This is a genomic window from Solibacillus sp. CAU 1738 (genome assembly GCF_039888725.1).
GTDB lineage: Bacteria > Bacillota > Bacilli > Bacillales_A > Planococcaceae > Metasolibacillus.
Genome location: NZ_JBDQQN010000004.1, coordinates 248,455 through 270,063 on the forward strand (window position 1 = coordinate 248,455; position 21,609 = coordinate 270,063).

General features: G+C 38.5%; 21 protein-coding genes and 1 pseudogene. 1 reads left to right on the forward strand and 21 read right to left on the reverse strand.

What is annotated here, in order from left to right:
• Nucleotides 1-187: 187 nt before the first annotated feature.
• From hisIE to AAFN87_RS13905, 14 genes are all read right to left on the reverse strand, one after another.
• Nucleotides 188-799 (reverse strand): bifunctional phosphoribosyl-AMP cyclohydrolase/phosphoribosyl-ATP diphosphatase HisIE, encoded by a 612-nt coding sequence (gene hisIE / locus AAFN87_RS13840; RefSeq protein ID WP_481886479.1) that lies wholly within the window; start codon nucleotides 797-799, stop codon nucleotides 188-190.
• A complete protein-coding gene (gene hisF, locus AAFN87_RS13845) occupies nucleotides 799-1,557 on the reverse strand; it encodes an imidazole glycerol phosphate synthase subunit HisF (protein ID WP_347791669.1) in 759 nt (252 codons plus the stop codon). The genes hisIE and hisF overlap by 1 nt, the downstream gene beginning before the upstream one ends.
• Nucleotides 1,526-2,158: an imidazole glycerol phosphate synthase subunit HisH gene (gene hisH / locus AAFN87_RS13850; protein ID WP_347791670.1), complete on the reverse strand. Its 633-nt coding sequence runs from the start codon at nucleotides 2,156-2,158 to the stop codon at nucleotides 1,526-1,528. The genes hisF and hisH overlap by 32 nt, the downstream gene beginning before the upstream one ends.
• Complete coding sequence (gene hisB / locus AAFN87_RS13855; protein WP_347791671.1) at nucleotides 2,155-2,745, reverse strand: imidazoleglycerol-phosphate dehydratase HisB; 591 nt, start codon at nucleotides 2,743-2,745, stop codon at nucleotides 2,155-2,157. Before hisB ends, hisH begins: the two co-directional genes overlap by 4 nt.
• A 1-nt stretch (nucleotide 2,746) precedes the next feature.
• Nucleotides 2,747-4,027 carry a histidinol dehydrogenase gene (hisD, locus tag AAFN87_RS13860; RefSeq protein WP_347791672.1) on the reverse strand — a complete coding sequence of 427 codons (1,281 nt, stop codon included), beginning with the start codon at nucleotides 4,025-4,027 and terminating at the stop codon, nucleotides 2,747-2,749.
• Between the two features lie 16 nt (nucleotides 4,028-4,043).
• Nucleotides 4,044-4,667 carry an ATP phosphoribosyltransferase gene (gene hisG / locus AAFN87_RS13865; protein ID WP_347791673.1) on the reverse strand — a complete coding sequence of 208 codons (624 nt, stop codon included), beginning with the start codon at nucleotides 4,665-4,667 and terminating at the stop codon, nucleotides 4,044-4,046.
• A complete protein-coding gene (locus AAFN87_RS13870) occupies nucleotides 4,664-5,830 on the reverse strand; it encodes an ATP phosphoribosyltransferase regulatory subunit (RefSeq protein ID WP_347791674.1) in 1,167 nt (388 codons plus the stop codon). The genes hisG and AAFN87_RS13870 overlap by 4 nt, the downstream gene beginning before the upstream one ends.
• A 198-nt stretch (nucleotides 5,831-6,028) precedes the next feature.
• Nucleotides 6,029-6,559, reverse strand: coding sequence for an acyltransferase (locus AAFN87_RS13875; RefSeq protein WP_347791675.1), 531 nt, complete (start codon nucleotides 6,557-6,559; stop codon nucleotides 6,029-6,031).
• Nucleotides 6,560-6,564: 5 nt separating this feature from the next.
• Nucleotides 6,565-7,200, reverse strand: a complete 636-nt coding sequence (gene ppaX / locus AAFN87_RS13880; protein WP_347791676.1) for a pyrophosphatase PpaX — start codon at nucleotides 7,198-7,200, stop codon at nucleotides 6,565-6,567.
• Nucleotides 7,201-7,211: 11 nt separating this feature from the next.
• On the reverse strand, nucleotides 7,212-8,030 hold the full coding sequence (gene lgt, locus AAFN87_RS13885; RefSeq protein ID WP_347791677.1) for a prolipoprotein diacylglyceryl transferase: 819 nt from the start codon (nucleotides 8,028-8,030) through the stop codon (nucleotides 7,212-7,214).
• A 109-nt stretch (nucleotides 8,031-8,139) separates the two neighbouring features.
• Entirely contained in the window at nucleotides 8,140-9,081 is a 942-nt protein-coding gene (gene hprK / locus AAFN87_RS13890) for an HPr(Ser) kinase/phosphatase (protein ID WP_347791678.1), read from the reverse strand.
• Nucleotides 9,082-9,305: 224 nt separating this feature from the next.
• Nucleotides 9,306-9,632, reverse strand: coding sequence for a cytochrome c551 (gene cccB, locus AAFN87_RS13895; RefSeq protein WP_347791679.1), 327 nt, complete (start codon nucleotides 9,630-9,632; stop codon nucleotides 9,306-9,308).
• A 54-nt stretch (nucleotides 9,633-9,686) separates the two neighbouring features.
• Nucleotides 9,687-10,538: a YitT family protein gene (locus AAFN87_RS13900; RefSeq protein ID WP_347791680.1), complete on the reverse strand. Its 852-nt coding sequence runs from the start codon at nucleotides 10,536-10,538 to the stop codon at nucleotides 9,687-9,689.
• A gap of 139 nt (nucleotides 10,539-10,677) precedes the next feature.
• Nucleotides 10,678-11,910, reverse strand: a complete 1,233-nt coding sequence (locus AAFN87_RS13905) for an EAL and HDOD domain-containing protein (RefSeq protein ID WP_347791681.1) — start codon at nucleotides 11,908-11,910, stop codon at nucleotides 10,678-10,680.
• Nucleotides 11,911-12,048: 138 nt separating this feature from the next.
• Between AAFN87_RS13905 and AAFN87_RS13910 the strand changes: the two genes are divergently transcribed.
• A complete protein-coding gene (locus tag AAFN87_RS13910) occupies nucleotides 12,049-12,825 on the forward strand; it encodes an enoyl-CoA hydratase-related protein (RefSeq protein WP_347791682.1) in 777 nt (258 codons plus the stop codon).
• Between the two features lie 223 nt (nucleotides 12,826-13,048).
• Here the strand turns inward: AAFN87_RS13910 and AAFN87_RS13915 are convergent.
• The 7 genes and pseudogenes from AAFN87_RS13915 to AAFN87_RS13945 all read right to left on the reverse strand — a co-directional run.
• A pseudogene (locus AAFN87_RS13915) lies at nucleotides 13,049-13,135 on the reverse strand (transposase family protein); the annotation flags it as partial.
• A 400-nt stretch (nucleotides 13,136-13,535) separates the two neighbouring features.
• Complete coding sequence (locus AAFN87_RS13920) at nucleotides 13,536-14,000, reverse strand: S-ribosylhomocysteine lyase (RefSeq protein WP_347791771.1); 465 nt, start codon at nucleotides 13,998-14,000, stop codon at nucleotides 13,536-13,538.
• A 29-nt stretch (nucleotides 14,001-14,029) separates the two neighbouring features.
• A complete protein-coding gene (locus AAFN87_RS13925) occupies nucleotides 14,030-14,674 on the reverse strand; it encodes a DedA family protein (RefSeq protein WP_347791683.1) in 645 nt (214 codons plus the stop codon).
• A gap of 122 nt (nucleotides 14,675-14,796) precedes the next feature.
• Nucleotides 14,797-16,776 (reverse strand): S9 family peptidase, encoded by a 1,980-nt coding sequence (locus AAFN87_RS13930; RefSeq protein WP_347791684.1) that lies wholly within the window; start codon nucleotides 16,774-16,776, stop codon nucleotides 14,797-14,799.
• A gap of 426 nt (nucleotides 16,777-17,202) precedes the next feature.
• Nucleotides 17,203-18,756 (reverse strand): fatty acid--CoA ligase family protein, encoded by a 1,554-nt coding sequence (locus AAFN87_RS13935; protein ID WP_347791685.1) that lies wholly within the window; start codon nucleotides 18,754-18,756, stop codon nucleotides 17,203-17,205.
• A 147-nt stretch (nucleotides 18,757-18,903) separates the two neighbouring features.
• Nucleotides 18,904-20,835, reverse strand: a complete 1,932-nt coding sequence (locus AAFN87_RS13940) for an FtsX-like permease family protein (RefSeq protein ID WP_347791686.1) — start codon at nucleotides 20,833-20,835, stop codon at nucleotides 18,904-18,906.
• Nucleotides 20,807-21,580: an ABC transporter ATP-binding protein gene (locus tag AAFN87_RS13945; protein ID WP_347791687.1), complete on the reverse strand. Its 774-nt coding sequence runs from the start codon at nucleotides 21,578-21,580 to the stop codon at nucleotides 20,807-20,809. Before AAFN87_RS13945 ends, AAFN87_RS13940 begins: the two co-directional genes overlap by 29 nt.
• Between the last annotated feature and the right edge of the window lie 29 nt (nucleotides 21,581-21,609).

Consider the following 21,609-nt stretch of genomic DNA (forward strand, 5'->3'; position numbering starts at 1 on the left):
GCACTTCATAGATGTCTACTTTTTGTACCTGCCGCTGTGCTGTCGGTACAGAAAAACATGTATTGGTCATTCGGTTTTACCGTTTATTATGTCTTGCTTCAAGTACTCCTAGCACTTCATAGATGTCTACTTTTTGTACCTGTCGCTGTGCTTTCGGTACAGAAATACATGTATTGGTCATTCGGTTTTACCGTTTATTATGTCTTGCTTCAAGTACTCCTAGCACTTCATACATATCTACTTTTTGCTCCTGCAATAATACGAGGAGGTGATATATGAGATCGGCTGCTTCCCATTTCACTTCTTCTTTGTCACGGTTTTTTGCACCAATCACAACTTCTGTTGCTTCCTCACCGACTTTTTTACAAATTTTATCGATGCCTTTATCAAATAAATAAGTTGTGTATGCACCTTCTGGCATATCGATTTCACGTTGTTTAATTATCTCTTTTAATTGAGGCAAAATGCCAACTGAACCAACTGCTTCGTTTTGTACAATAGTTTCCGTGAAGCAAGAAACTGTACCATTATGACAAGCTGGTCCTGCAGGTAATACTTCGATAACTAATGCATCGCGGTCGCAATCAGCTTTAATGGATACTACCTTTTGCGTGTTCCCGCTTGTTTCCCCTTTATGCCAAAGTTCATTACGAGAGCGTGAGTAAAACCATGTTTCATTTGTTTCTATCGTTTTAGCTAGTGATTCCTCATTCATATAAGCAACAGTTAACACTTCTTTAGACTTGGCATCTTGCACTACCGCTGTTACTAATCCTTGTTCATTAAATTTAACATCCATCATCGTACAGGAACTCCTTTTTCGCGTAAGTAAGCTTTCACTTCTGCTACGCTCGACTCTTTATAGTGGAAAATGGATGCTGCTAAGGCGGCATCTGCATCTACTTGTTGCAACACTTCAGCAAAATGCTCTGCATTCCCTGCCCCACCGCTTGCAATGACGGGTACAGTAACGGCATCGCGCACTGCCTTTGTTAAAGGTAAATCAAAACCGGATTTCTCGCCGTCCTGATTCATACTCGTTAATAAAATTTCTCCTGCCCCTAGACGCACTGCTTTCTGCGCCCAGTTTACAGCTGTCCAAGATGTTTTCTTGCGTCCGCCATGCGTATAAACCATCCATGTGTCATCGTCCTCACTGTAACGCGCATCAATCGCAACAACGATACATTGCGAACCGAAATAGTCAGCCCCTTCTTTAATGAGTTCAGGACGTTCTATAGCAGAAGTATTGACCGATACTTTATCAGCTCCCGCGCGTAAAAGTCGCTTCATATCATCAAGCGTTCGAATACCGCCGCCTACTGTAAATGGAATGGCAAGTGTCGCTGCTGTTTGACGAACAACATCAACCATCGTTTCTCGCCCTTCATGTGAAGCGGAAATATCTAAAAAAACAAGCTCATCTGCTCCTTGCTCATCATAAAACTTCGCTAGTTCTACCGGGTCACCAGCATCACGCAGTCCAACAAATTGAACACCTTTGACAACTCGCCCTTCTTTTACATCAAGACACGGAATAATACGTTTTGTTAGCATGCTTTTTCACTCCTTCGAGCCATTGTTGTAGTAAGTACATACCGAATTCCCCTGACTTTTCAGGATGAAACTGCATTCCTGTATAGTTTCCTTTTGCCACAATGCCCGGTACTTGTATCCCTGCGTAATCTGCGAATGCAACGAGCTCATTAACGTTCATCTTAGTCACATAAAACGAGTGGACGAAATAGACATAGCGCTCATTTGGAATCGATAGCCAGTTCGGTTGCTTATTTATTGCTAGCTCATTCCATCCCATATGTGGAATACGTGGCACATTTGTAAATTTCGTAATGCGCCCTGTAAATATGCCGAGTCCCTTTGTAGGTGTCACCTCATCGCTTTCCTCAAACAGCAGTTGCATCCCTAAACAAATTCCAAGTAGTGGCTTTGTTGTTGCTTTAATAAAATCTATTAACCCTGTTTCCTGTAGACGCTTCATCGCATCAGGAAATGCACCAACACCTGGTAATACTAGTGCGTCGACCTCTTGTAGTTGCGCCTCTTGAGCAGTAACAATAACTTCTGCACCTATCCGCTTAAGCGCTTGCTCAACGCTAAATAAATTCCCCATACCATAATCAATTACACCAATTCTCAAGTTAACAGCCCCTTTGTGGACGGCACACCTTTCACTCGAGGGTCGATTTGTACCGCATCATCAATTGCTCTTGCTAAAGCTTTAAATATCGCCTCGATAATATGATGTGTATTATGACCATAAGGAACGATTACGTGGATATTCATACGCGCCACAAGTGCTAACTTCCATAAAAATTCATGTACAAGCTCAGTATCAAATGTGCCTACCTTTTGTGTTAGCTGTGGTGTTACCCGGAATTCTAAATGAGGACGGTTCGAGCAATCGACGACAACTTGCGCTAGCGCATCATCCATTGGGACAAATGCATTACCATAACGTTTAATACCTTTTTTATCACCTAATGCTTCTCGAATAACTTGACCAAGAACAATGCCGATATCTTCTGTCGTATGATGATCATCAATATAAGTATCACCATCTGCTATTATTTTGCCGTCAAATAAGCCGTGCTTCACAAATAGATCAAGCATATGATCCATGAATGGCACGCCTGTATTAATTTCTGCTTTTCCTTCACCGTCTAAATTTAATTCAACTGCAATTTTTGTTTCATTTGTATTACGTTCGATTTTTGCAAAACGCATATTACACATCTCCTTTATCCCAGCCTCGTGCTTCTACTGCCCGCGCATGTCCCTCGAGCCCTTCCATTCTTGCTAAACGGGCAATTTTCGGTGCATTTTGTGCCCATGTTTTTTCACTATAATAAACAACACTCGTACGTTTAATAAAATCGTCTACATTCAATCCACTCGCAAAACGTGCTGTACTATTTGTCGGTAACACGTGATTGGTACCGGCAAAATAATCGCCTACTGGTTCTGAACTATACCGACCGATGAAAATGGCACCTGCATGTGTAATTTTTTCTGCATGTTGTTCGGCATTTGCTGTCATAATTTCTAAATGCTCTGGTGCTAATGAATTAACAGCTCGAATTGCTTCATCAATATTTTCCGCTACGTAAATATGGCCGAAGTTTTTAATCGATTTTCGTGCTATTGCCTCACGTGGTAGCTTCGACAATTGTTTTTCGACTTCTTCAGCTACTTCCTCTGCTAGTGAATCGCAAGTCGTAATGAGGATGGCACAAGCAAGCGCGTCATGCTCTGCTTGTGATAAAAGGTCGGCTGCTACTTCATCCGCGTACGCCGTATCATCTGCTAACACAGCGATTTCACTCGGACCAGCTATCATATCAATCGCTACTTCCCCGAATACTTCTCGTTTCGCAAGGGCTACAAAAATATTGCCTGGCCCTGTAATTTTATCAACGGGTGCAATTGTTTCTGTACCATAGGCAAGTGCTGCAATCGCCTGTGCACCACCAATTTTATAAATTTCTTTAACGCCTAAAATATGTGCTGCCACAAGTACTGCATCAGGTAATTTACCTTCTTTTCCTGCTGGGGATGTCATAACGATACGGCGTACACCTGCTACTTGCGCCGGAATAACATTCATCAGCACAGAAGATGGGTAAGCTGCTAATCCGCCAGGCACATATAGTCCAACTGCATCTAGTGGAATAATACGTTGTGCAAGCCATGAACCATCTGCTAACGGCAATTTATAGCCGTCACGTTTTTGATACTCATGGTAAGAACGAATATTTGCTGCAGCTTCTGTTAAATCTTGCAATAGCTGTGTATCAAATTTCGCCACTGCCTCGTCTATTTCTGCTTCTGTGACGCGGAAATTATTGTGCGCAAAGCCGTCCCATTTCTCACTGTATGCTTTTACAGCTGCATCCCCGCACTCACGCACATCCTTTAACACTTTACGCACAACGGCAAGCTGTTCTTCATTGCCCCCTTCTAACGGACGCTTTAATGAAATATCACTCGTTAATGTCGTTATTTGCACGTCGTATCCCTCCCCTCTATTTCACACATTTTTTCAAACGCGATACTAAATCTAAAATTCGCTCACTTTTCATTCGGTAGCTTACTGGATTAGCGATAAGGCGAGATGAAACGTCTGTAATACGCTCATACTCGACAAGACCATTTTCTTTTAATGTACGACCCGTTGACACAATATCAACGATACGATCTGCTAAACCAATCATCGGTGCTAGCTCAATTGAACCGTTTAATTCAATAATTTCAACTTGCTCGCCCATCTCTTTATAGTATTTCATCGCAATATGTGGATACTTCGTCGCAATACGCGGTGCAACTTCATTCATCGTCGTATTTGGAAGACCAGCTGATGCAATATAGCAATCGCTAATTTTCAAATCGAGTAGCTCATGCACTGTGCGTTGCTGCTCAAGTAAGACGTCTTTACCAGCGATACCAATATCCGCGACACCATGCTCTACATATACAGGAACATCCATAGGCTTCGCTAAAATGAAACGAATTTGTTCTTCTGGTATTTCAATCATTAATTTACGAGACATTTCGACTTCTTCTGGTAAATTAAATCCCGCTTCAATTAACATGCGATACGCTTCTTCAAAAATGCGACCTTTTGGCATGGCGATTGTTAATTCATTCATAACTGTTCCTCCTGCCCATAGCAGTACACAACTTCCTGAAACTGCTCTTTATATGCCTTCACATTTTCTAAACCGACTGTAGATTGCATCGTGACTCGGCGATTTCCTTCGCGTAATATGGCCGCCTGCTGTAAAGCTTCTGTATAAGCTGAAGGTTCAAATAGTATTAGTGCCGTTACATTTTCAATTTCTTGTGGCGGCATTACTTCTAGCAAACGATCAACACGTAATCCAAAGCCAGTTGCGCCAACAGTTGCGCCGAAATGCTTAAGCAATCCGTCATAGCGCCCACCATTGCCGAGCGGGAAGCCACTGCCTGCTGCAAACACTTCGAATAACATACCTGTGTAATAATTCATATGACTCGTTAATGTGAAATCAAATGAAACATTTTCAACTAACCCTGCTTGCCTTAATAACTGTTCTAGTTGCCGCATATAGTTCAGCGCAACATTTTTACGCATATACTTTTCAATATCCATCAACGATAAAACATTTGTTGCTTCTTCGATGAATTGTAGGAGTGCATCCGATTTGGTTTTCGGTAAATCAAATGCAGTGACCGCTTCTTCAAAGCCAACATAATTTCGTTCTACTAGCAGGTGCCGTAAAGCATTCGCTTCTTCTACACTTTCTGTATAGTCCTGTAAAATTGTGTTTAACACGCCTGCATGGCCAATCGTCACTTTAAATGATTCAATCCCAAATGCTTGAATCAATTCAATGACGGTAACAATCGCTTCTGCATCTGCATAAACAGAGCTATCACCTATAATTTCAACTCCCATTTGCTCAAATTCGGCAGGACGTCCCCCCTCTGTTTGCTGTGCACGAAAAACATTTTCAAAGTATGCTAGGCGTTGTGGAATTTTTTCTTTTAATAGTTTTGAAGTTGCAACACGCGCAATTGGTGTTGTCATATCTGGTCTTAAGACGAGCGTGTTCCCTTGACTATCAACTAATTTGAATAATGAAGCATCGTAAATCGCCGACGCTTTGCCAACTGTATCGTAATATTCTACAGTAGGGGTTTTAATAAATTCATAGCCACGCGCACGTAAAAAGCTTCGCCCTGTTTCACGTACCGCTTCTAGCTTTTCATAAATCCCTGGGAATGTATCACGCATTCCTAGAGGTTTTTCGAATAATTTAATTGAAGACATTTCGCCACCTCACAAACTTCCACTTCAACTCACTAGAGTATTAGAGAACTAATATATTAAAGTCATTTTATCGTTACGTCACTTATTCGTCAATGCATTTCACTAAAATTTAACAATATACAAAATATTCTGCCGCTATTCATAATTGTATTAACAAAAAAATCGACAAAATCCAAATACATGGATTTTGTCGATTACTTAATTATGCCATATTGGTTTATCTTCCAATTTGCGTGCCGCCATTTCTTCAGCTGTAAAAATGATGCGCATCGGATTACCGCCTGCCATACTTCCAGCAGGTACATCTTTATGAACGAGCGTTGCCGCAGAAACAATTGCCCCATCACCAATTTCAATACCAGGTAAAATTGTTGAATTTGCACCAATCATCACGTTACTACCTATTTTGACATCGCCGAGACGATATTCTTCAATTAAATATTCATGTGCTAAAATAGTCGTATTAAAGCCGATAATCGTGTTGTCCCCGATCGAAATTCGCTCTGGAAACATCGTATCAGGCATGACCATTAACGCGAGTGATGTTTTATCACCAATTTCCATACGTAAAAACGAGCGATACAACCAATTTTTCATACGCATTGTTGGTGTAATACGACCAATTTGAATAACGATAAAGCATTTCATCACTTTCCAAAAAGACACTGTTTTATATACATGCCAAAGAGAATTTGCACCTTCTACTTTATAGCGTTCGGTTCTTCTCATTTAATTTATCCTTTCACAATCGCCAGTAAGTCTGTCATATGATGCAGCATATATGTCGGATTGAATTGCTGTAAAAAGCTTTCTCCTTTAATGGACCACGCGACACCTGCCGAACGAACTCCTGCGTTATGTGCCCCTTGGATATCATGTGAATTATCACCAATCATAATGACATCCTCTTTTTGCAAGCCTAACTTATTAATTGCTAGTAAAATCGGCTCTGGATGTGGTTTTACATGTTGTACATCTTCTACCCCAACATAAAATTCAAATAAATGCCTCGCACCAAGTACTTGTATGCCACGTTCTATCATATCACGACTTTTTGTTGATACGATTGCTAAACGAATTCCCTGTTCTTTTAATGCTTCTAATGTAGAAACGACTTGATCATATTGTGAAACAAGCTCATCGTGATGCGCCATATTCCATTCTCGATATTTGCGAATCATGTCATCCGTTTCATTTGGTGTAATTTCGTCAAATGTTTCTTCTAATGACGGCCCAATGAATTTCATGCAATCTTTTGGCGAATATTGCCCAGGAAATCTTTCTTCAAGTACATGCATAAAAGTTTGAATAATTAACTCATTCGTATTTAGAAGTGTGCCGTCAAAATCAAATAATAACGCTTTTGTCATACTGATTCTCCTTATTTGTCTAAGTAGCGTACAACTGGTTTTACTGTGAGGCGACGGTAAATTATTGCACTTAATCCAACAACAACACCGATTATCGATACAACCTGTGCCGAGCGTAAATCGCCAACTAGGTACAAGCTATCTGTACGTAAACCTTCGATATAGAAGCGCCCAATTGAATACCAAATTAAATAGAAGAAGAACATTTCTCCTCGACGCCAGTTCAATTTGCGACTTACTATTAAAATAATAAATCCAATAAGATTCCAAACTGATTCATATAAAAATGTCGGATGTACATATGTTCCTTGCTGTTCGATATACATTTGCTCGATTATCCAGTCTGGCAACTTTAAATTTTCTAAAAAGCTACGTGTTACCGGTCCACCATGCGCCTCCTGATTTATAAAGTTGCCCCAGCGCCCGATAATTTGTCCTAATAAAATACTTGGTGCTGCAATGTCCGCTACTTTTAAAAAGCTTACACCACGTTTTTTCGTAAATATATAGGCGGTAATAATAGCTCCAATTAAAGCACCATGAATTGCGATGCCGCCATTCCATATTTCTATTATTTTACTTGGATTTGCGCCATAATAATCCCATTTCATCACTACATAATATATACGTGCTGATACAATCGAGATTGGCACTGCCCAAATTAACAAATCAGCAAGAAAATCAGGATGCAGCCCTAGACGAACCGCTTCTCTTTGCGCTAAAAAATAGGCAAGTACAATACCAAGTGCAATCAAAATACCATACCATCTTACTTCAATTGGACCTATTGAGAACGCAACTGGATCAATAGTCATTAATAATAAATTCATATTTTACTCCTCTCATACTTAGGCGACCCTTCGTTGATCATCTAACTTGTAGACAATTCTAAATCGCTGTTTATCTTTTTTGATTTTCATGATAAGTCACATTCCGTTATTATAAAAAGTCATCCATTTCATCATTAGAAGCAATAACGGCATCTAAGCGACGTGAAAATTCTTCTGCTGCGTTAACGCCCATTTTTTTCAATCGATAATTCATCGCAGCTACTTCAATAATAACAGAGACATTACGCCCCGGTTGCACAGGAATTGTCATCTTCGTTAGCTCGGTATCCATAATTCTCATCTTTTCCTCATCTAAACCAAGACGATCATATACTTTATCTGGATCCCAATTTTCCAGTTCTACAATGAATGTTATCCGTTTATACGGACGAACTGCACTTGCACCAAAAAGCGTCATAATATTAATAATACCGATACCACGAATTTCCAATAAATGTTCTAGTAATGGTGGCGGGCTACCAATAAGTAAATTTTCTGATTCTTGACGGATTTCAACAGAATCATCTGCTACTAAACGGTGGCCTTTTTTCACAAGTTCTAGTGCCGTCTCACTTTTACCAACACCACTTTTACCAATAATCAGTACACCAATACCATAAATATCAACTAATACACCATGCACAGCTGTCGTTGGTGCGAGCTTGCTTTCCAAAAAGTTTGTTAGCCGACTTGAAAACCGAGTTGTCGTTAGTTTTGAAACAAGGACAGGTACATGGTTGGCATTAGATGCTTGTAATAACTCTTCCGGCACATCCATGCCACGAGAAATAATAATAGCTGGTGTGTTTTGTGCACATAAACGGTGCATGCGCTCGAGCTTTATATCATGTGGTAGCATTTCAAAAAACGATAATTCCGTCTTTCCAAGTAACTGCACACGATTCGCTGGGTAATGTGTAAAATACCCCGCCATTTCAAGTCCTGGCCTTGAAATATCGCTCGTTGTAATATACCGACCTATGCCTTCTTGCCCGCTAACTAGCTGTAGATTAAATTTTTCCATTACGTCCCTAGTTGTTACTTGAATCATAGGTGCAACCTCTCAATCATTCGATTTTTAGTATATCTCGCATTCTATAGCAGAGATGAAGGCAAACGAAAACATAATATTATGTCACGACATCTACATGAATACGTCCTCCACGTCAAAAAAAAAGCGTTTCACTTTATTTTAACATGTCACCATTATTTTACTATGTATTTAGCCTATATAAAAAGTCGAACACCTGCTAGGTGCTCGACTTTTTCATTTCATTATTTTTGTGTAGCTAACCATTCAGCTGCTTTTTCAGCTTGTTCGCCCTGGATTAATCCAGCAGGCATACCTTTATTACCAGTACCGTTTAAGATAATATCTAAAATTTCATCTTGTGATAAACGAGAACCAACATTATTTAAAGCTGGTGCACTACTCATCCCTTGTAGGTTTCCACCGTGGCAAGTTGCACAGTTTTGCATCACAATTTTTTCACCTTCTGTTTGCTCTGTAGTGCCGCCTGAAGTAGACTTTTCTCCACCACCGCCACAAGCTGCTAAAAATAGTGCAGATCCAAATACTACTGTTAACCATTTCTTGTTCATGTTGAATCCCTCCAAAAACGTATAATATTTTATATCAAATATAGTATAACAAATTTATGCACGCTTGAAACCTTTTCCCAACACTTCATATGCATCAGAAACTATAACAAACGCTGTTGGGTCAACTGTTTTAATAACTTGTTTCAGCTTTGTGAACTCTGTCTGGTAGACGACAACCATCAAAATCGGTTTTTCCTCACCCGTATAGCCACCTATAGCTGGTAATTTAGTTACTCCACGCTTTACTTCAGCATAAATTGCATCACGCACTTCATTTTCCCTATTTGTTATAATATAAACCATTTTCGACTGACTAAAACCAAGCTGTATAATATCAATCGTCTTTGTCGTCACGTATAAACCGATTAAAGCGTACAGCCCTTTTTCTAAATCGAATACGAGTGCCGCACTGACAGCAATAATACCATCAATTAATAAAACGCTTGTCCCTAATGTTAACCCCGTATATTTAGTAATTATTTGTGCTAATAAGTCTGTTCCACCTGTTGAAGCTTTCCCTTTAAATACAAAACCAATACCCATTCCAACAAAGATTCCACCGAAAATCGCCCCTAACAACGGGTTTAGTGTCCACGGCTCCCAATCTTCCGTTAAAATAACGAATAAAGGTAGCGCTAATGTGCCAACTAGTGATTTCAAACCGAATTTCTTCCCAAGAATGAATACCCCTGCAATAAATAGCGGAATATTAAATGCATATTGTACGAGCCCTGCATTCCATCCAAATAAACCGTGCAAAATCGTACTAATCCCGCTCACACCACCTGATGCGACTTGGTTTGGAAATAAAAAGGCATTAAATCCAACTGCAACGATGGCTGCACCTAGAATTACAAATAGATATTCACTAACTTTATCTTTTGTAGATATTTGTTCATTATTCATACTAATATTTTTCCTCTTTCTTATTCAAATTCTCGTCTGATTATAACAAATCGCTGTATACTTGAGAACTTCATCAAGATAAAGGATACTATGCTCTAAAAATAGAAAAAAATGCTGACCTATTAAGATCAGCATCCAATTATACAAACGCTTCTTTTACCCACTCATCTACTTCAAAATAAATTTGAACGACTGTTTCATGAGCCAAGTCTAATTGCTCCATTAATTCATCTAGCTTATTCCAATCTAACTTATAAAGCGCTGTACCGAATTGCAAATACGGTGCCATCTCTGTTTGTGCACCACTTATTGTTTGAATAATTTCCTCTGAAAACGGTAGCTGTTGCAAAATCGTATGCATCGGGCGCTTTAATATTGTATCAATTAGCGAGAACAATCCAATTAAAAAGTATTCTGAGAAATTCTCTTTATAATTTATTTTCGCAACTCTTTCACACGCCTTAGCACGGAATAAAGAAGCGCGCATTAACTCATTAAATGTATCCGACTCAACTTGATTATTCACTTCACGCATTGCTAGTAAATAAATTAATTTCCTTAACTCTGTAAGACCGAATAATAAAATCGCTTGTTTAATAGAACGCACTTTAGACCTTGCACGCTTATTTGATTGATTAATGAGCTGTAGCAGTTTATAGGTTAATGAAATTTCACGCTCAATATTTCCAGCTAAATCATTAATATTCGGTTCTTCGTCTTTTAACAACGAAATAATTTGGAAATATTGCAACGTGTTTGCAGGTATATCCGTCGATTGAATTATTTGAGGTTGCTCAAAAAAGTAGCCCTGGAATAGCGTATAACCGGCATGCTTCGCTACTTCAAATTGATTGCGTGTTTCGACTTTTTCAGCTAATAGTTTAATATGTGGAAATTGTGACTTAACTTTACTTTCTATTTCCGTTCGTTCTAATAATGTGGAAAGTAAAAAGTCTACTTTTATGTAGTCAATATAAACAAATAAGTCATCGTAAACTTCTACTTTTTCATCTAACACAAAATCATCTAAAGCTATTTTAAATCCGCGCTTTTTTAAATCTCTTACCCGCGTTACTAGCTCATTTGTTAACGGTACATCCTCTAATATTTCTATCACTATTTTCGTTGGGTCTAAATAGTCAAGTAACGAACTATATAATAAATTACTTGTAAAATTAACGAAGCACGGTCGTCCATTCGTTACTTCATCTATACCGATGGATAAAAATGAATTCACAATCACATCAACTGTTGCAGCATCCGAATCTACTAACGGAAAGTTATTTACATTTTTGTTGCGGTATAACAATTCGTAAGCAACGATTTGTTCGTGCATATTAAATATTGGTTGTCTTCCGATAAATACTTCCAAGCATTTCCTCGCCTTCCGTTATGTAGTGTTTAATTTCAACTATATGATTATACTATTTCTATTAAGCTATCATTTGCTCTGTTAGTTAAATACAATGTACTATGTTTATATAATACACGAAATGAAGGGGGATTTACTATGGGTATTATCACTTATGAGCAAGATGGATCCATTGCAAGCATTACACTGAATCGACCTAATGTTTTAAATGCTTTTAATTTTGATATGTTAACTGAATTACAAGCCGTTATCGAGTCAATCCGTATTCACCCCGATATACGTCTCGTTATTATTACCGGAGCTGGAGATACTGCATTTTCAGTCGGAGCAGATTTAAAAGAACGTCGAACACTACCTGAACCATTAGTAAAACGAAACTTAAATAAATTTGGAGAAGTATTTAGTGCTGTTGAATCGTTGCCACAGCCTACGATTTGCGCGCTTAACGGCTATGCATTCGGCGGTGGATTGGAGCTTGCATTAGCATGTGATTTTCGCATCGCCGCTAACAATGTTATCGTCGGTTTAACTGAAACAAAGCTTGGTATTATCCCTGGCGCGGGCGGCACACAAAGGTTGCCACGTATAGTTGGGGAAGCAAAAGCATTGGAATTAATTTTATGTGCCAAAAAAATCGACAGTGAAGAAGCACTTGCATGCGGTCTGTTTACTAAAGTCGTAGAACCAGATGCACTTGCAGAAGCAGTAGCGGATTTTGCCAATCGTATTTTATTAAACGCTCCTATCGCTATACAGCAAGCAAAATTCGCCGTCAAACAAGGTATGAAAGTCGACTTGCATACAGGTTTACAAATTGAGCGAAAAGCGTATGAAATAACCTTACAAACAGAAGACCGTGTCGAAGCATTAAATGCATTCGTTGAAAAAAGAGCCCCACAATTTAAAGGAAAATAAAAAATGGTTCAAATTCAAATGTTGGGGTGTAGTGAATACTTTCACTGCACTCTTTCTTGCGAAAGAGGTTGATTTCCGCTCAGGGCAGCACGCTTTTCGCGGGCACGGCTCCAACTAAATTGTTTCGGATAGAACCGAAACAATTTGATTTTCCGTCCGTGCTGTTCCCGCAGAAGTCGGCTGCCCTGAGCTCCAATCAACGTAATCTTTCTAGCCAAGATGGACGACGCTTATAAAATAAAATCGTAAGGCGTTCAAACCATTTTAGGTGTTTAATTTTTTGTATCCGATATTCATGTACTTTGCTTGTTGATTGAAGTGAAGGTTGGGCGACTCCTGGGGGATTAGCGTCCTAGATTAGACCCTGGACTGAGCTTGCGAGGGAAGCGGCTCATCAGACGCCCCCCGGAAAGCGCACAACTGGAACGGAAATCACCCCCTGTTATAGTGGTGAACCAGAAATGTACAGAACGATACGCTACTTCTGTTCCTCTAGGCAATCAATAATGACATCTTTTATTCCTGGGATATTCATGTTAATTTCATATAGCAAAACTCACCTTATTATCTCTTGTTTCTAGACAATTCAAGTAAATAAAAAAGAGTGAGCTTATGCTTTTTTTGTACGAAATTGTGTGTATACCCCAACAAATATTATTGAACCTAAAAAAAACGGGAAGCGCGACATTCATGCGTTTCCCGGATTTATATTAAGTTGCAAAAACTGTTGACCATTCAGCTCGTTTTTCAAGCATTTCTCGGGCTAACTCTTTTGCGCCTTCTAAACTATGGTTTGCAGCCCAGCCACATTGTACTTCGTTGCAAGCAGGAACTTCTGTTGCATTCAATACATCTTGAAGTGTCTTTTCTAAAATAGATAGTATTTCATCATAATTATCGTGATTAATGACTGATAAATAAAAGCCTGTTTGACATCCCATAGGACTAAGATCAACTACTTGTTCCGAATGATTACGAATATTTTCGGCCATTAAATGTTCAATGGAATGTAATGCATCCATGTTCATATATTCTTTATTCGGCTGTTTAAAGCGGATGTCATATTTATGAACAACATCGCCATGCTGCCCCTCTTTTAACCCTGCTAAGCGTACATAAGGTGCAGCTACTATTGTATGATCTAAATTAAAGCTCTCTACGTTCATTTTTGTCATCATCTCTACTACCTCGTCTCTAGAAATACTTATTTTTTCTTACTACGCCCTTTAACCGCGCCAATAATTGCCGGCAACACAGATATGAAAATAATTAATATTAACACTGTCGAGAAGTTTTCTTTAATAATTGGGATATTTCCGAAGAAGTACCCTATTAATGTGCAGCTTAACACCCATAGCACAGCACCAACAACGTTATAAACAATAAAATATTTATAATTCATGCGGCTTGCTCCTGCAACGAATGGTATAAACGTTCTAATAAACGGCATGAAACGTGCAATGACGATCGTTTTACCTCCGTGCTTATTAAAGAAGTTTTGTGCTGCATCCATACGTTCTTTCTTAATAAATTTACCTAAAAAACTTTCTGGAGGGATAGACGTGCCTATAGTTTTACCAATATGATAATTAACCGTATCTCCAATTACAGCTGCTGCAAAAAATACTATAAGTAATAATCCTAAATTAAATGCACCTATAGCAGCTAATGCACCACTCGCAAAAAGCAAGGAATCCCCAGGTAGAAACGGCATAATAACAACACCAGTTTCAACAAAAACAACTGAAAATAAAATTCCGTATGACCAAGCACCAAATTGTTGAATAATTTCAACTAAATGCTCGTCAATATGCAAAATAAAATCAATCAACCCTTGAATTATTGACATCCTTATACTCTCTTTCCAATCTAATTTACTTTTCATTTTAGCATAATCTAATGTGCTTTGCTGATAGTAATCGATAAATAGAACGAACTTTTGTAATAAGATGTTTCAATAAAATTTTAGTATTAAATATATTTCTTAAACCAACTTACGATTTGGTCTAAACGTTGTAGGCGTAAATTCGGTGTGCCTGTACGAGATAAGTTATGATCGCTACCTGGGAAGCGAACAAAGCCAACTTCTTTCCCCATGGTTTTTAACGTTACGTATAATTGCTCAGCTTGTTCAATTGGGCAACGGAAATCTTTTTCACTATGCAAAATAAGCAACGGTGTCTCTACGTTTTTCGCGTATTTTAACGGCGAATGTTTCCATAATGTTTCAACATCCATCATATCCGTACCAATTTGCCAATCAGTGAAATAATAGCCGATATCTGATACCCCAAAGAAGCTAATCCAGTTGGAAATAGAACGTTGTGTAACAGCAGCTTTAAAACGATTCGTATGTCCGACAGCCCAGTTTGTCATAAAGCCACCATAGCTGCCCCCTGTGAGACCGAGACGATTTTCATCAATCCAGCTATAATTCGCTAATGCATAATCTAAGCCAGCCATAATATCCTCGTAATCACCACCACCATAATCACCGCGCACTGCATCAACAAATGCTTGGCTATAGCCGTGACTACCTCGTGGGTTTACAAATAAAACACCGTAGCCCTGTGCTGCCAGTAGTTGCATTTCATGGAAAAACGAGTTGGCATACATAGTATGTGGACCACCATGTACTTCAACAATTAATGGATACTTTTCACCTTCTACATAATTAGCAGGCTTCATTAACCATCCATATACATCCCAATCTTTTGCCCCTTTATACACAATCGGTTCTGGAGTCGACAGTGTTACGTCTTCGAGGAAAGCATCATTAAACTTCGTTAACTGTGTACGCTCACCAGTTGTAATATCGTAGTGGAATAATTCACCAGGGAACGTCATATTCGATACTGTAATAAGTGCCTCGTTGCCACTTTTAGCAACAGTATACCCATATACATGCTCACCCTCTGGAGAAGCTGGATAAATTGCACCATCTAATGTCGCATAATATAATCGTACATCGCCCATCGTTGATAATTGGAAATACAATGCATTTGTATCTGTCCAAACAACAGACGGTACTGATACGCCTTGCTGTACATCCGCTACTGCATAATCGCCAACTGGAGCATCAATGCCCGCTGTTAACTCTGTCGTTTCGCCTGTTTCTGTATCATAAACATAAATATTTGAATGTGTTGCATTTTTATAAGAAGCATCACTACCAACATATGCTACGTAGCGATTATCTATTGAATATGTTGCACCACCATAATGACCGTTTTGATCGACTAAAACTGTTTCTTTCTTCGTTTCCACATCGACTAAATAAAGTGATTGACGGAATTCAAAGTCTTGGATTTCTGTTCGGTTTACACTAACGATGAGTGTTTTACCATCGCGTGAGATCCCACTTAAAGAATGGAAGTGATTGCCTTCAGTAAATTGTGTAATATCACCATCTAGCGTTACTTGCGCAATATGCGAGCTTATACCTTGCTGACGCAAACCATCGCCACCAACACCGTCCATTTTATACTTTAGCTGATCTACAACGTACGCTTCCGGAAGCTTTTTATCGTCTTTTTCTATTTTATCGGCAAATGTTTTATCGTTTTTCAAGTTCGCCGTTACCCAAAGCTTGTCACCACATGGGCTCCACACGAATGAATTCACACCATACGGAAAGTTTGCGATTTTTTTCGCTTCACCGCCGTTTTTATTGATGACAAATAATTGATTTTTTTCGTCGCGATTAGATAAAAACGCGATTTGCTTACCATTCGGCGACCATTTAGGGCTACTAATACGTTCCTTGCCAAATGTCCACTGCGTTACTTCTTTATCTTGCAACGCCACATGAAAAAGATGTGCATAATACTTATTATCCTCTTCATCAATTAATGTGCGAATAAATACAGCCTCAGTATCATCCGGTGATAATACTGGATTTGTTACAGATTGTAATTTGTATAAATGTTCTTTTGTTAAATAAGTTGTCATACAGTCCCCCTGCTTTCATTTTAATATTTCGATTACCGTAATATTAAGTTTACCACGCCTTATAATAGTGTCAATATTCTGTATAGACAGAATAATAATCTTATATTTTTTTGCGGAAGTATTCATGTTATTTTACTGTACTACAAATATTTATAGACCTTATTTTGAATTCTATTGACCTTATTTTGAATTCTATTGACCTTATTTTGAATTCTATTGACCTAATTTTTGATTCTATTGACCTTATTTTTGATTCTATTGACCTTATTTCGAATTCTATTGACCTTATCCCCAAAATCCCCTTCGCAGCTAAGAAAAGTGCATTCGCGCCGGTTGCTACGCTTACGGCTAGACATCTCTAAAAACTTCAAAAAGAAAAGCTATACAAGAGACAGAAATTCCTGCCTCCTATATAGCTAATACCATTTATTTTATTGTTGCCGTTTCTTTTAATGAGCGGCGTAATATTTTTCCTGTTGAGTTTTTTGGTAGCTCATCGATAATTTCGATTGTTTTTGGTACTTTATATTTTACGATATGCTCAGCGCAGTATGCTTGTAATTCCGCCTCTGTCATCGCTCTGTCCTTTAATACGACATACGCATGCACCGCTTCACCAAAATCAGGATCTGGGAAGCCGACAACAGCTGCTTCGATAACATTTGGATGTGCAAATAACACTTCCTCGACTTCTCGCGGATATACATTATAACCACCAACAATAATCATATCTTTTTTACGATCAACGATATAAAAATAACCTTCCTCATCTTGTCTTGCTAAGTCGCCTGTGTATAACCATCCGTCACGAATCGCATTAGCTGATTCTTCAGGCATTTTATAATAACCTTTCATAACATTCGGCCCGCGTACGATTAATTCGCCTACTTCTCCTACTGGTACTTCGTCGCCGTTTATATCAACTACTTTATTTTCAACATTCACAATCGACGGACCAATTGATCCCGGTTTACGGTCACGGTCAATCGGGTTAAAGCATGTTACTGGCGACGCTTCAGATAAACCATAGCCTTCTGAAATACGCACATGGAACTTTTCTTCAAAATTATGAAGTAATGAAACTGGTAAAGAAGCACCGCCGGAAATCGCTAAACGTAAGCTACTAAACGCAGACACTTCCCCTTCTTCAAATTGATATAAGAAGTTATACATCGTTGGCACTCCTGCAAATACAGTAGCAACTTGCGCTTTCGCTAGTGCAAAAATTTCACTAGGGCTAAAGTGAGGTGCTAGTAAAATAGTAGCCCCTTGTAGTAACGGTGCATTTACTACAACCGTTAACGCAAACACATGGAATACCGGTAAAGTAGCGATGACGCGATCTTCATATGTCATATTCAAATAGGAACCAATATCACGTGCATTGGAGTACAAATTGCCATGCGTTAACATCGCACCTTTCGGATGACCTGTCGTACCGGATGTATATAATATTACAGCATTATCATCGATATCAACTGGCACTGGGTCACCCGTACCTTCTGTTTTTTGCAAAAGTTGCGAAAATAATGTCGTTTTTGCTTTTGCCTTATCGCTTAGCGCAGCATAGTTTTGTCCAACTTCAGGCATTGTTTCGCAAATAATATACCCCTCTACTTGCGGGAAAACTTGTACACCTTTTTCAACGAGCGGCATGAGCATGTCGAGTGCAATAACCACCTTTACATCTCCATTTTGGATAATGTATGCAATTTCATCTGGTGTATAAATCGGATTAATCGGAATTGCTGTCGCTCCAATGCGCATCGTTCCGTATAAAGAGATTAAAAAATGTGGCGTATTTCCGAGTAATAGCCCCACATGATCTCCTTTCTGAACCCCCATGTCCTGTAATGCTTTCGCAAAACGTCCTACAGTTTGTTCAAATTCCCCATAACTCGTGTCTTTCCCCATGAAATGATACGCAATTTTTTCTGGTTGTTCGAAAGCTTGTTGTCTTACCTTTTCAACTAAATTCAATACACCCATCCCCTTTGTGCGCGAAATGAACTTCTATTTTTTTACTATTGTAGAATAAAAATATATAGAAAACAATAGCTGTTTTGTCTTTTATTACGAATTATTGTTGAAAATGATAATATATTCTACTTTCCGAACACTTTTTCATTAGGAACGAATGTGTGCAATATAGCGCCAACGAATTAAATAAAAATAAATAATTTGAACTAACACAATAAACGCAAAGGCAAAGACAATTTCTTGAACAATGGAAATATTCATAACATCTTTTAAAATTGTCTGTAATACGATGAACGCAAACATACTATGCACAAGTGCCACACCCCAAGGTAAGAAGAACTGAGGAAACAAGTAGCGCGTTATTAAGTTTTTTTGCTCGAGATCCGTTAAGCCCATTCTTTTTAAGACTTCAAATTGTTTCTTTTCCCGTTCTAAACTTGTATACAGTTTAAAGTAAACAAAACTACCGGCAGCTAGTAAAAATACCGCTACTACTAATAACCCTACTAACGTAAAAAGAGAGTATGCTGCTAATATATAAGAATAATTTAATCCTGCATTTTCAAAATAAAACGGCAAATTATAACTCTCTTTTAAATATTCCTCTGACACAGCATAGTGGATATCCAATCCAATATTATTCGCCTCTATCCAGTTAGGAATATCAAATGTAAATAAATGATAGCCCGGCTCAACATACGGTGCTTTTTCAAACGGATTGACGAGCTTAGCAAAATCTTCATCACTGACGATGATCGAATTGCGGCTGACAATCGCCGCAGGGAAAATCAATTTCGGATACACGCTATTAATAACGATATCGATATTATTTTCTTTTAATGTCGTACTTACTGTTGTTTTTTGGAGCTCCTTTAATGATTCATCTGAATACGCAATAAACATCGCCTCGCCTGTTTGTAGCCTCACCATTGGATAGCCAAATGAAAATAATAAATTGTTAATATCGCTAGCACGGAATACTTCTACTTCATTTAACGTATGAGTTGATGTCTGTTTTTTCACAACGAGGCGCGATAAATGATACGATAAACCCGATTCCTCTAGCTCATAAATAAGTGATGAAATATGCGCGACTTCATATGGATTGTCCTCATGCCCTTTATAAATAATGCCAAGTGGGTTTATTTTGTCATATTGCGATGTATAGGAGGATAGCGCGGACAGTAAGCCGACACATAAAAAGGCCACTGTAGATACCATCGTCACAACAAAAAACATCTTCGCATTACTGCGTAAAATGTACGTTTGTTCAGAAATCGAAAGCATACGAGATTTTTTCCAGTACACGCTTTTCCGTCTTTTTATCTGCTCAATAATAAACAAAGTCGTATCAGTAAATAAGTAATACGTTCCAAACGTCACAAAAATCGGAATAAGTAATGTATAACTAAAGAGGGTTGTTTTAGTCGTTAGTAGCGCTAGAATATAGCCTATTGCAATTAATACTACCCCTAAAACGGCTCCGATTTTAGAATATTTGTCAGATACATCGACATATTGATGCCCTTTAAGTAGATCAATTAACTTCGATTCCTTTGTAAACGTTGCGCTCATTAATGAAATAACGACGAATGCACTTAGAAAAACAAATAGTGTTAACACAAACGGCTCCCACGACAAATACAATGGTAAATCTTCTAAATATAAAATTTCGCGCACGATCATAAAGAAGAATTTTGAAAAGGCATAGCCAAATAATATCCCCGTCACACAAGAAATTGTGCCTATCAACATCGTTTCTAAAAATACGAGCTTGCCTAATTGCCTTTTTTCCATTCCCAATTGTAGTAAGATTGCAAACTCTTTAGATCGCGCTTCTAAAAAGGCTTTCATCGAATAAAAAATAAAAAACCATGAAAATAATACGAGTATGATTTCCGCAAATATCATGCCGATAATTGAGACATCACCTAAGAAGCCTTGTTCAATGGCTGGATGAAACATAAGCATCGAATAAATGAAAAACACGAAAACTGAAAAAAAGCTTGCCATAAAAAAGGCAGCATAAATTCGGAAATTCCGAAAGACATTACGGTAAGCGAATTGCTGAAAGGTCACCTACTTGTCCTCCTAACAAACTTAAAACATTTAAAATACGTTGGAAAAATGTTTGGCGACGGTCATCGCAATAAATTTCATTGAAAAACTCACCATCTTTAATAAATAGCACTCTGTCACAATAACTCGCCGCAATTGGATCATGCGTTACCATGACAATAGTTGCCTGGCGTTCCTTATTAATTTTACCGAGAAGCTCAAGCACTTCTCGAGAAGCATTCGAATCTAAATTCCCTGTCGGTTCATCCGCTAAAATAATCGCCGGCTCATGAATGAGTGCCCGCGCTATGGCTGTGCGCTGTGCTTGTCCTCCAGATATTTCATTTGGTCGTTTCTGTAAAATAGCTTCAATATCTAGCTGCTCGGCTAATTTAGCGAGGCGCTCCTCCATTACTTTAAGCGGCTGGTTATCGAGTGTGAGTGGTAGGACAATATTTTCCTCGACCGTTAACATCGGCAACAAATTGAAATCTTGAAATACGAAACCTAGCTGACGACGGCGAAAATAAGCGAGCTCAGTTATGTTTAAATTTTGAGGCTTTAACCCGTCAAAAATTATTTCTCCAGAAGTCGGGCGATCAATAGTTGAAATCATATTGAGTAATGTTGTTTTCCCGCTACCAGATGGTCCCATAATCGCTAAAAACTCACCCATTTCCACTTCAAAGCTAAGCTGATTAAGCGCACGATGGGTTACTTTTCCTTCATAAACTTTCGTTACATCTTTTATTTGTAAAATAGCCATTACGATCCCTCATTTACTTCTATTTCATT